This window comes from Flavivirga spongiicola (genome assembly GCF_030540825.1).
GTDB classification, from domain to species: domain Bacteria; phylum Bacteroidota; class Bacteroidia; order Flavobacteriales; family Flavobacteriaceae; genus Flavivirga; species Flavivirga spongiicola.
Map to the genome: position 1 here is coordinate 459724 of NZ_JAUOEO010000002.1, position 13250 is coordinate 472973.

At 32.1% G+C, this 13250-nt stretch carries 7 protein-coding genes; all 7 read left to right on the forward strand.

Annotation, left to right across the window (positions count from 1 at the left end):
• Window positions 1–687 precede the first annotated feature (687 nt).
• The 7 genes from Q4Q47_RS21890 (at window position 688) to Q4Q47_RS21920 (ending at window position 13201) form a co-directional block, all read left to right on the forward strand.
• Window positions 688–2742: a hypothetical protein gene (locus Q4Q47_RS21890; protein ID WP_303308860.1), complete on the forward strand. Its 2055-nt coding sequence runs from the start codon at window positions 688–690 to the stop codon at window positions 2740–2742.
• A 342-nt stretch (window positions 2743–3084) separates the two neighbouring features.
• On the forward strand, window positions 3085–4995 hold the full coding sequence (locus tag Q4Q47_RS21895; RefSeq protein WP_303308861.1) for an O-antigen ligase family protein: 1911 nt from the start codon (window positions 3085–3087) through the stop codon (window positions 4993–4995).
• Between the two features lie 74 nt (window positions 4996–5069).
• Window positions 5070–5504, forward strand: coding sequence for a DUF1573 domain-containing protein (locus Q4Q47_RS21900; RefSeq protein ID WP_303308862.1), 435 nt, complete (start codon window positions 5070–5072; stop codon window positions 5502–5504).
• Between the two features lie 18 nt (window positions 5505–5522).
• Window positions 5523–6632, forward strand: coding sequence for an efflux RND transporter periplasmic adaptor subunit (locus tag Q4Q47_RS21905; RefSeq protein WP_303308863.1), 1110 nt, complete (start codon window positions 5523–5525; stop codon window positions 6630–6632).
• Window positions 6633–8576, forward strand: a complete 1944-nt coding sequence (locus tag Q4Q47_RS21910) for a hypothetical protein (RefSeq protein ID WP_303308864.1) — start codon at window positions 6633–6635, stop codon at window positions 8574–8576.
• Window positions 8577–8619: 43 nt separating this feature from the next.
• Window positions 8620–11703: an efflux RND transporter permease subunit gene (locus Q4Q47_RS21915; protein WP_303308865.1), complete on the forward strand. Its 3084-nt coding sequence runs from the start codon at window positions 8620–8622 to the stop codon at window positions 11701–11703.
• 46 nt (window positions 11704–11749) lie between these two features.
• Complete coding sequence (locus tag Q4Q47_RS21920) at window positions 11750–13201, forward strand: TolC family protein (RefSeq protein WP_303308866.1); 1452 nt, start codon at window positions 11750–11752, stop codon at window positions 13199–13201.
• The last annotated feature ends 49 nt before the right edge of the window (window positions 13202–13250 follow it).

Consider the following 13250-nt stretch of genomic DNA (forward strand, 5'->3'; position numbering starts at 1 on the left):
ATCCACCCTACCATGGTCACAGAAATACTTTCAATTAAATTCGTTACCCCGCAGTTTGTAGAAACTGTGGGGTTTTTGTTTTCAGTTGATTTCGAAACAATTCGTTTAATGTCACTTTTTTGTTCCGCTAATGTTTCACCAAAAATCATATGTTTCACCAAAAGAAAAAAACTATGGGAACAACACTAAAGTTTTACATCAACAAAAACAAAAAAAGTGCGATTGATAATCGCTGTCCAATTTACCTTCGAATGGTACACTGGACTTACTATATTAGACTGGGCATAAAAGTGCGAGATTTTGGGTTACGAAATTTAACTTTGAGTTATGAAAAGAATTGACATTGGGTTATTGAAATTAATTGAACAGGCAAAGTAAATCAAAGTTTAGCTTAGCTGAATTTCTCAATATGAAGATGACGTAAATTTGGGTACCCATTTTGGGCGCCAAAATCACTCGTAATTAATTGTCCACTTTTTTGTTGCAAATCCAAAACGGATATGCAATAAAATAATAAGAGGTAGTTTAAAAAAACTCATTTTTGTTAAATTTTCCTCCAATATGACAGAAATGACCTCTTTTTATAGCTGTTTTTATAATATATTTGATGTTATCTTTTTGAAAAATCAAAAATGTTTAGACAAGCATACAGAGGTTATTTACTTTTTAATCAAGAAAACTAAGTTTATGATGAAATATTTTGATATTTATATAATCGTACTCATCAGTTTTATGTCTTGTAATAGTATACCCGATGAAATAGAAGAAGTACTGAAAATGTCTGGAGACAACAGGCAGGAACTTCAGGCGGTAATAGATTATTATCAAGCTCCTAAAGATAGTCTTAAGCTAAAAGCGACCTTTTTTTTATTAAAAAACGAAATACCAATAGGTACCTATATAGATATACAAAAAGACAACCAAATAGTTAAAGAGATATTCTTAACATTAAGTGATTCTTTAAGTCCGTATTTCGGTATAGAGGATGCTGATAATTTTCATGAGCGATATCAGATAGTTTCTAAAATATTTAACCAACAAGAATCTATAAGTGGAGAACTTAATGAGTTTGGATATCAAGTGAAAAGCGATCTTAAAAATATTTCAGCAAAGTTCTTAATAGAAAATATAGAATACGCTTTTAAAGCTTGGGACTTACCTTGGGCAAAAAAATATACTTTTCAGCAATTTTGTAATTATATTTTGCCGTATAGAAGTGGTAGACAATATCCTAATGCATGGCGTAAATTTTTTTTTAATGAACTTAAACCATTTAGAGATTCTATTGGAAATATAACCGATGCTGTTTTGGTATCTGCTAAGCTTAATAGCTACATAGAAAATAAAGATTTCATAGGTTCAGGCTTTATTTATAATGCCCCTAATGTTTTATCGACTCCGGAAGCATATAAACTTAAGCTTTATGGAAATTGTGTTAGCATGTCTAATCTAGTGTCAGATATGATGAGATCTATGGGAATTCCTACTACGGATATTTTAATGAACAAATTTGGCCATAATGGAAAAGACCATTTACAAAATGCAGTTTTAGCAAGCAATGGAGATTGGAAATATTTTAATATAGGAAATAAGCCGGATACGCTTATATATGATGGAAAACTGACAAAAATTTATAGAAAAATACCATCGTATTTTGGAGACTTAACAAGAGACGAAAGGGAGATCCTAAAAAAAATAAATCTTTTTGGCTGGAAAGATATTACAAATAAACTTACCGATGCTTATAATGTAAAAGTCCCATTAACTAGCATCGGCACAGTAAAAAAAAGGATAGCATACCTGTGTATATTCAATTCAAACGTAAACCAAACATGGGTACCTATAGATTGGACTTTAATTGATCAAGATAAAAAAGAAGTCACTTTTAAAGATATTGGAGGAAAAGAAGTGGTTTATTTAGCTATGGTAGATGATGGCATTAATGGCTTAAAATCTATTAGTGATCCATTTATTTTAAGAAGTAATGGTTTAGTAGATTATATAAAACCAAAAAAAGAAATGACTACAATTCGATTAAAAAGAAAAAACCCTCCTGTACCTCATTTAGAGGAAAAAGCTAAAGCTTTAACAGGAGGAATATTTGAGGCTTCTAATTCCCCGGATTTTAAAAACTCAAAAATATTACATCGTATTAAAGATACGCTAAATACAAATAATATTATAGTTAGTATAAAAAATAAAGCCTTTAGGTATTATCGTTTTTTGTATCCTAAAATTAAAGAAGGTTTTTATTACGATATGGCAGAATTAGGTTTCGGTACTAAAAAAGGGAATAGATTTGTACCTGTTAAAGGTAGGACTATTGCTTCAGAAGGTCTAAACAAAAAGATAACAGATAGATTTTTCGATTCAGACTTGTTGACGTTTTCCAGTATTTATAAAAAGAAAGGGGTTCTAAAGTCTTATATATATGAAACCAAAGAATCGTTTTTAGATTTCTCTGAAAATGTATGGGTTGGATTAGATTTAGGTATTCCAAAACAAATTTCTCAAATATCTTTTTGTCCAAGAACAGATAAAAATGGAATTTATCCAGATATGCAATACGAATTGTTTTATTGGGCAAACGAATGGATCTCAGTTGGTATAAAAAAAGCGAATGGGATGTCATTATTATATGAAAATGTTCCGAAGGGCGCTTTGTTTTGGTTGAAAAATCATACAGAAGGAAAAGAAGAAAGGATTTTTACTTATAAAAATGGAGAACAAGTATGGTGGTAATTAATTTTATGTTTGTTTTTAGAAAAACATTATTAAATAAATGAATTATTTAGAAGGTTTGTATTATAAATTATTTATGGTTTTTACATACTGTACTTGTGGTAAAACCACATTTTATTTTTGAGAAGTTTTCGTACATTAGCAATAAGCTATTAAAACTCAAAATCTATATAAAACCTACTTATATAAAACCTACTTATATAATTCCTAGTTGAGTATTTGAAATTTTTATGCAAATTATAAATGATATTATTATGTTTATAATAAAAAATGTGTTCGAGCACAAAATGAACTATGTAAGATAAAACCTTGTTATGAAAAGAGTAAAAGGAATTTAAATAAATGATAAAAACACAAAATAACTTTAATAAGCTGTCTTCTAGAGTAAAAAAAGTTGCTACCTTTTTTATTCTTTTATTTATAATAGTACTGTGTATTGGGTTGCCTCAAATTAATATAACAGATTATGTACAATCTACTATAACCAGTAAGTTTATAGTTTTTGCTTTAGCTTGTTTAGTGATTATAGGAGGAGGGGTTGCACTATTTGTTTTTTCTAAACTAAGAACCATACAAATCTCTAAGTTAGATATCATTCTTCTATTTATTATCGGGTATATGAGTTTAAATCGTTATGTCATTCAATCTGATTATGGCTTTTCTATCCGTTATTTAGAGTTATTAGGTTTAAGCGTAGTATATGTTGTATTAAGAATCATATCATACAAAAACTATATTGGGATTTTATTGGCTATTGTTATTTCTGGAATCATTCAAGCTATTTATGGCAATCTACAATTATTTGGTTATTATGGTTCTAACCATTCCGGATTTAAATTAACAGGGAGTTTTTTCAACCCAGGGCCTTATGCTGGTTTCTTAGCAGCAGTTTGGCCTATTACCTTGGGAATGTATTTATTTAAAGAGAAAATTATAGAGCAGGTGGGGCCTCAAATTAAAGGTGCTTCAAAAATAACAAAGGCAATATTAAGTTCTGTTTTTGAGTATATCCCGCTTTTGGGAATTATTAGCGTTATATTGGTTATTCCAGCTACCCACTCCAGAGGAGCCTGGTTAGCGGTGCTAATAAGTAGTCTTGTTCTAACCGAGTTTCGATACCATTTTATAAAACATGGTATAAAAAAGTTAAATCACATTAAAAAGATAGCTTTAACAATTCTTGTTCTAAGTGTTTTTTTTACAGGGCTATTGGGAGTTTACCATTTTAAAAAAGGATCTTCAGATGGACGTTTATTTATCTGGAAGGTGTCCACAGAAATTATAAAAGATTTTCCTCTTACTGGAGTTGGTTTTGATAAGTTCAAGGCACATTACATGAACTACCAAGCCGGTTATTTTGTAAAACATGGTGAAACTTCTGAAGCTTTGGTAGCCGACAATACCTATTATGCCTTTAATGAATGGTTGCAATTTGTTACCGAAAATGGATTAATTGGCTTTTTAATATTGGTAATACTAATGTATACGCTGTTAAAAATACAAGTAGCTGATAAAAACAGGAACCTTTTATTAATAATAAGAGGAACGCTTTTATCGATAAGTGTTTTTGCTTTGTTTTCGTACCCCATGCAAATACTGCCTATAAAGTTTGTCATCATAATAGGTCTATCACTTATGGCAAGTTTGGATATACAGAAGTATACTGTTTTCAATAGGAACAAAAACAGTACACCCTATAAATTATTGGGACTGAAAACTATAGCCCTCGTGTTTGGCATACTAGGTATATTAAAGGGGGTTACTTATATAGAAACATTGGATTCAGCTTTTAAAACCTGGAAAAATGGACTTACTATATATCAATATGGAGATTACCAAGGGGCGGTTGATGAATATGCTAAAGCTTATCCAATATTAAAAAAGGATGGTGATTTTTTAATGAACTATGGTAAGGGGTTAGCAATGAATAAACAAAATAAAGAGGCAGCGCAAGTTTTAGAAATAGCCAAACAATATTTAAATACAACCATTATAGAAACTGCTTTAGGAGATGCTTATAAAGGGGTAAAACAATATAACGAAGCAGAAATGGCATATCAGGATGCTGCTAATATGATTCCTATTCGATTTTACCCGTTGTATTTACAAGCTAAACTGTTTGAAGAAAGTGGAGAGAATGAAAAAGCGGTAGCTATAGCGAAAAATATATTAAATAAGGAGATTAAAGTTCCCTCAACAGCTATTAAAGAGATACAGGCAGAAATGAAAAGAGTAATAGAAAATAACAAGTAAATTCTAATTTCGATTCTCCGATTTTGTATTAGGAGAAAGATTTTTTTAATAAAGAAATAAATTTTGAAAAAAATATGATGAATAAAAAGAATATGTATTTAGTCATTTTTATTGTGCTAAGTTTTTCATGTAATTCAAAAACACAAAAAGAAGAGGTTTTAATTAATAACAAATTATCATCTATTTCGTTTAAAAATAAACTTTTTGATTTCGGAGAAATCCCAGCCAAAAAAAATGCGACAGCTATATTCGAATTTTCAAATACAGGAGAAAACCCTTTAGTCATTACAGATGTAAAAACCAGTTGTGGTTGTACCGTTCCAGAATATCCTAAAGATATTTTAAAATCTGGTAAAAGTGGAAGTATAAAAGTAATTTACGATGCCAAATACCCGGGACGCTTTAATAAAACCATCACCGTATTTTATAATGGCAAAGATTCTCCAAAAAAAATAATTATAAAAGGAGAAGTACCTTACCCAAAGGATTTGAATAGTAGTATTAATTAGAAGTTATTAAGTAAGAATATGTTTAAAAAAGCAAAGTTATTTATCTATGTAAAAGGATTATTCATTCTTTTAGCTATTATGATATCTTCATGTAAAAAAGAAGAAGCGAAAGCTCAGGAAGACCTTATAGAAAAAAGGCAATATTTACCTGAAAAAAATGAGGTTGATGTCATAGTTTTAAAACAAGAAACTTTTAAAAAAGAAATTATTAGTAATGGTAAACTGGTAGCACTTCAAAAAAACCATTTAAAGTTTGATGTCAGTGAAAATCTAGAGCAATTATTGGTGAAAAATGGGGACTATGTAAAAAAAAGACAAACCTTGGCTATTTTAAAAACTTTTACCTATCAGCAAGCCCTTACCAAAGCTAAAATCAACTTAAAAAAAGCTGAGTTGGAGTTTCATGATAAATTAGTAGGTCGTGGCTATGAAACTTTTAATAAAGATAGTATACCAAGCGAAGAATATGAGATGGTTGCCATACGTTCTGGTTATAAAGACGCCCTTCATGACTTAGAAAATGCAGACTTTAATCTAAAAGCCACTAAGCTAATAGCACCGTTTAATGGTAAAATAGCCACCATTAAAAGTAAACAGCACGAGCAAGTTAGTGCCGGTACAGAGGTAATGACTATAATAAACGATGCTGTTTTTGAAGTAGAATTTTACTTAATAGAATCTGAGGTTTCAGAAATATCAGTAAATGGAAGCATTGAGGTAACTCCTTTTGCTTTAAATAAAACCTACCAAGGTCATATAGTAAGTATAAATCCTCAAGTAGAAAAAGACGGCACCATTCTGGTAAAAGCCAAAGTGAAAAATGATGGCCAATTATTAGAGGGTATGAATGTAAAAGTATTTATTCAAAAAGATATTCCCAATCAATTTGTAGTACCTAAAGCCTCTGTTGTATTACGAGATAATCAAGAAGTGTTATTTACTCTAAAGTCGGATAAAGTGTATTGGACCTATGTGCAAACCACTAACGAAAACAGTCATCAATATGCAGTAATACCGCATCCCGATAAAAGTAGTGCGACCTTAAAATCAGGAGACACTATTGTCGTTTCCGATAATTTAAATTTAGCACACGATAGTGAGGTAACTATTAAAAATCTAAAAGAGTAAATGTTGAAGTTTTTATATTTTTATATTACTGGAGGGGCTTTACTTTTAATTATGTGTTCTTGTAATAACATACCAAAAAATGTAAAGCAAACTTTAGAATTAGCTGGGACCAACAAGGTTGAACTTCAAAAAGTAATAGACCATTACCAATCTCCAAAAGATAGTTTAAAATTAAAGGCGGCTTATTTTTTAATTGGAAATATGGCTAATAAATATTTCTACTATTATAACAACGCACAGAAGAACCTCGTCTCTTTTGTAAATAAAGCAAGAAAAGAGAACACTTTTGATGAACGATTTGATTCGATAACGCTTCACTGGGAATTTTTAAAGACACAGTACGGGTCAAACAGAGCTTCTGCTGTTAAGGATATTGATATTATGACTTCAGAAATGCTTATAGAAAATATAGACTATGCGTTTATGGCTTGGGATAAAGCTCCATGGTCTAAAGAATATAGCTTTGATTATTTTTGCGAGTATATTTTACCCTACCGTACTGATTATGATATTCCAGGGTTATGGAGGAAAAAACTTCACGAAAAGTTTAGTTGGGTACTAGACTCAACCAAGAATAATGATTTTATTGCTTTAAGCAAAATTTTAAAAGATAGCTTAAGGTATGCTTGGAGCGGTGCCTTTGAAGAATATGCTAATATGGACATTTTAGATATGGAAAAGGGGAGGACTTTTGCTTGTAGACACCATTCCAGTTTAAAAGTAGCTGCATTACGTTCTATAGGAGTTCCGGTAGCTGAAGCTTCTGGACAAAATGGTACGTCTTGGGCTGTTGTTCCTGATAGAAATGGAAAATTCTGGGGATGGGAGTCTCAAACACCCCCGGTAATAGGAGATTATATTGATGATTTACGTTATGAAAATTATACAAAAGTATTTGAATCTACTTTTAAAATACAACCCTTTCCATTCAAAGCAATAAAAGGATCAGATATTCCTCCATTGTTTTATAATAGAAATAAAAGGGATGTAACTAAAGGACAATCTGATGCCATGGATGTTGTATTAGAGCTTTCTATAGACCCGCCCAAAAAAATAAACTATGCGTTTTTATGCTTTTTTAGTGATAAATCCATACAATGGGAAGCTGCACATTGGAGTGAAATAAAAAATAACAAAGTAACTTTTAATCAAATGGGACTCGGGTGTATTTATATACCGATGTATTATATAGATAGACAATACTATCCAGCAGGAAACCCTATTTACTTAAACAAGAATAGTACCATTACGAATTTAGCAATGGATAATAACGAGAAAGAAAAGGTGAAAATATATCGAAAAGCCAGACCAAACTATTGGGAAAATTATTATGCAGATATTATGAGAAAAGATGTTTTTGAAGGATCAAATGATAAAAATTTTATAAATGCTAAAGAAATTTATACCATAGATTCCATGGGAGATCATTTTGAAGAAAGGACATCGAAAACCAATCAGAAATTTAGATATGTAAGATATAGGTCTGTACCTGTAAAGACAGCTTGGAAGTATAGTTTAAGTTATGACGTAAATATTGCAGAAGTGAGTTTTTTAGGGGAAAACAATGAAAACTTAAAAGGTAAACCATTGGCCTCCTCCAAAGAGTTATTAAAATCTGTAGAAATGGCTTTTGATAATGATATACGAACTAATTTTAAAAGTGATACGATTTGCTGGATTGGTTTCGATTTGAAAAAACCGACCACTATAAAAAAAGTAAAATATTTATTTACCAATTCGTTCAATACCGTGGAACCCGGAGATGAATATGAATTACTGTATTGGGATGCACAATGGAAAACACTAGGAAAACAATTAGCAGATACAGATCATGTCACATTCAATGTTCCTAAAAATGTGCTTTTATGGTTAAAAAATGTAACAAAAGGAAAAAAAGAACATGTCTTTTTTATGCAAAATGGTAAGCAGGTTTGGTCAGAATAGAACAGTATGTCTTTTAATTAATATGTCAAATATCCTATAATAGATGGTAAAATTTTTAATACGTAAACCCATAGCTGTTTTAATGACTGCCTTAGGTGTTCTTATTTTAGGGATGTATGCTTTCGGATTTATACCCGTATCGTTGATGCCCGATATTGATATCCCGGAGATCACCGTACAAGTATCGGCAGAAGATATGTCAGCAAGACAATTAGAGGACGTTGTAGTAAAGTCTCTCCGTAGAAAACTAATGCAACTCAGTCATTTAAAAGACATTAAAAGTGAAACCACTAACGAAACAGGCGTTATACGATTACGTTTTAACCATGAGACAAAAATAGACTATTCCTTTATAGAAGTCAACGAAAAGATAGACCGTGCTATGGGGAGTTTCCCCAAAACCATGAAACGTCCCAAGGTTATTAAAGCCAGTGCTACAGACATTCCGGTGTTTTATTTAAGTATGACCTTAAAAAAAGACAACCCATCATCAACATTAGATAAAGAGCTATATCCCGTATCTCAAGACTTTGTAAATTTCAATCGATTTACAGATCAAGTCATTCGTAAACGTATTGAACAAGTCAGTGAAGTGGCTATGGTCGATGTTAGTGGACTAGTAGCTCCGGAAATTTTAATTATACCAGACTATAAAAAGATCACTGCTTTAGGTCTTAGTTTAGATGCATTAGAAAGCGCTATTAAAAAATACGATCTAGAAATAGGAAGCCTGCTCATTAAAGACAGTCAGTATCAATACGATGTCCGTTTAGGAAACAACCTGAATAACATCCAGGAAATAAAAGACATCTATATTCATAAAAACAACCGGGTCTATCAATTAAAAGAATTGGCTGAGGTATTGGAACATCCGCAAAAACGAACCGGTTTGGTGCTCTCTGATGGCAAAGAAGCCGTGACCATGGCCATTATTAAACAAAGTGATGCCCGTATGGGAGATTTAAAAGAGTCTTTAAATAAACTTTTAGAGCACTTTAAGACCGACTACCCTAATATTGATTTTAGTATTACCAGAGACCAAACCAAGCTATTAGACTATGCCATAAACAATCTATTTCAAAGTTTGTTATGGGGGATGCTCTTAGCTTTTGGGATTATGTTTTTGTTCTTGAAAAATGTAAAATCTCCCTTATTAATAGGTATTACCATTCCAACATCTATTATTATTTGCCTGTTATTTTTTCAGCTATTTGAAATCTCAATCAATATCATTTCATTATCAGGGCTAGTTTTAGGTATTGGACTTATGATAGACAATTCCATTATCGTTATCGATAATATCACACAATTTAGAGACCAAGGGTATAAGCTTACCCAAGCCTGTATAAAGGGTACCAATGAAGTTATAAAACCTTTATTAAGTTCTGCACTAACTACTTGTGCCGTATTTTTACCCTTAGTGTTTTTAAGCGGTGTAAGCGGCGCTTTATTTTATGATCAAGCCATGGCGGTAAGCATCGGCTTATTTGCATCATTTTTAGTGTCCATTACCTTATTACCAGTTTTATATCGACTATTTCATTATAAAGATTCAAAAAAAATAGGGCGTATCACTCGGTTTCTTACCAAAACAAATACTTTGGATTATGCAGCCCTATATGAAAAAGGTTTTCGTTGGGTGATGAGAAAACAAAAACTCTCTTGGAGTTTATCTCTGGTATTATTGGTAGTAGCCCTAGTATTATTTACAGCATTACCTAAAACCCAAATGCCTCATTTTACAAAAACAGAAGTCCTTTTAAAAATAGATTGGAACCAGCAAATTCATGTAGAAGAAAACAAAAAACGAATCCTAGGCCTCTTAAACCCTATAAAAGAAACCCTAATCAATCAAACTGCTTTAGTAGGAAACCAACAATTTATTTTAGACAAAAGCACGGAGGCCAGAGCTTCAGAAACCACGCTCTATTTACAATGTAAAACACCAAAAGATTTAGAAGCGATAAAGAAAAATTTACAAATTGCCATTCAGAAGGAATACCCGACCGCATTATATGCCTATAAAGATGTTGATAATATATTCAACCTGATATTTTCTGAAGACGAAGCCCCATTAACAGCACGTTTGCGGAATACCGAAAATTTAGGCAGTAGTCAAAATGAAGCCCTTAAAACTATATGGTACCAAATGCAGCAACATTTAGGAGGCTTAAAACTAAAACCTATCGTCTGGCAAGATTATATGGAGCTGGTAGCTGATCAGGAAAAACTGATGACTTATGGTGTAAGTGCCAATACCATATTTAGTACTTTAAAAAGCGCTTTTAATGAACGTGAAATACTCTCGGTAGTCGATAACCAGAATTTTGTTCCTGTAATTTTAGGAGGTGAAACAAAACAAATCAATACCATTTTGCAGGAGACCCCTGTAATGTCCCAAGACAGTGCCGTATTTCATATTAAAGACTTTGTAAAAATTACATCAGCAAAGGATTTAAAAACCATTAGAGGTGGTACAGAAGGCGAGTACTATCCCTTAGAGTTAGATATAGAATCCGACCAAGTTGATACAAAGATGCGTAGCATTAAAGAAGTTGTTAGCAAAAACAATTGGTATGACGTAAGCTTTTCTGGAAGCTTTTTTAGTAATAAGGCATTAATGGGCGAATTAAAAATAGTTTTATTAATATCTCTGGTACTACTCTATTTTATTTTAGCCTCTCAATTTGAATCCTTTACGCTACCATTAATTATATTATTAGAAGTGCCTTTAGATTTAGCAGGCGCTTTCTTGTTTCTAAAACTATTCGGGATGAGTATTAATCTGATGTCTATGATTGGTATTGTGGTGATGAGTGGTATCATCATTAATGATTCTATTTTAAAAATAGATACCATCATCCAGTTACAACGCCAAGGCTATTCCTTAATAAAAGCCCTATTAATAGCTGGACAACGTAGATTGAAACCTATTCTGATGACCAGTTTAACCACGATATTGGCACTGGTACCTCTATTGTTTTCAAGCGGTTTGGGTGCAGAATTGCAAGCCCCGTTAGCCATCGCCCTAATAGGAGGGATGCTCTTAGGAACTTTGGTAAGCCTGTACTTTATTCCGTTATGTTATTATTATCTCGCAAAAATTAAAATCCATGCTAAAAAATAAATTAATACCTATTGTTTTAATAGCCTGTTGTCTTTGGTGTCATAACATGAAGTCACAAAATTCATCTTCCCTACAGTCACCTGAAAAGAAAGTATCCCTTAACGATATATTAAACCTAGCCAACAAAAATTCGTTAGACGCCTTTAAAGCCAAACGTAAATACGGTGTTAACTATTGGCAATATAGATCGTTTAAATCCAGTTTGCTACCAAAAATTGATTTTGAAGCCCGCCCCTTTACTTTTAACAGGGCCTTGGTAGAACGTTATGACTCCCAACAAAATATCGATGTGTTCAGACAACAACAAAATTTAAACTCTTTCGCTAATGTATCCATAAACCAAAACATTAGGACTACGGGAACCAGTGTTTTTATAAATTCCAGTTTTAACAGGCTAAAGAACTCTGGAGATTTCGATACAGAAAGCTATAATGCCACCCCAATACGAATAGGGCTTATACAACCGCTAATGGCTTTTAACCGTTTTAAATGGGAACATAAAACCGCCCCATTGCAATATCAAAAAGCCAAGCAGGATTTTATTTATGAATTACAGACTATTAATTTAAAAACAGTCGATTTATTTTTTAATTGGGCCTTAGCCAAAAAAAAAGTTGACATTGCTAAAGAAAATAAAGTATCCGCCGAAAGGCTATTTAAAATAGGAAAGCGACGGTATGATTTAGGAGCTATAGAAAAGAATGACCTGCTTAATTTAGAGCTCGACGTTTATAATGCTACAACCAGTTTAACACAGAATGGACAAGCCTTAGAAAAAGCAAAAGCAGCTTTAAAACTGTTTTTAAGAGATGGGCTCCCAGACAATGTAGCTCCTGAATTACCAGAACTTATTTCAGATATGCAAATAGATATTGATCAGGCAACCAATTTGGCTCATACAAATAATCCAGATATCATCAATTTAAAACTAAAGAAAGTAGAAGCCTCTAGAGATTTAGATAAAGCCATTAAGGATAATCGGTTTGATTTATCATTAAATGCAAGCTATGGATTAAACCAACGAGCCAATACATTTAGAGATGCCTATGGTAATTTATTAGATCAGCAAATGGTATCTGTTAACTTTAGCATTCCCATTTTAGACTGGGGAGAACGTCGGGGAAAAATAAAGACAGCACGTATGAATAAGGAGGTCGTCGATATAGAGTTTCAACAAGAAGAAGATACCTTTAACCAAGATATTACTCAAAAAGTGATGGAATTTAATATCCAAAAAGAATTGGTGTCAGGTGCTTTAAAAACGAGTGAAATAGCCAGACAATCTTATAAAATTACCGAAAAGCGTTTTCTATCGGCACGAGTGGATTTATTGAATTTAACCAGTGCACGAAAAGCATGGCAATCAGCAACAGAAAGTTATATACAAAGCTTATTAAATTATTGGAAACTGTACTATCAGGTACAGCAGTTAACACTTTATGATTTTATTAATGATATACCCCTAAAACAGGATTTTGATACGGTTCTTGAAAATTAAAAATAGTTGTCATTCCTGCGAAGAAAAAAATTTACAAAAAAGTATAAGC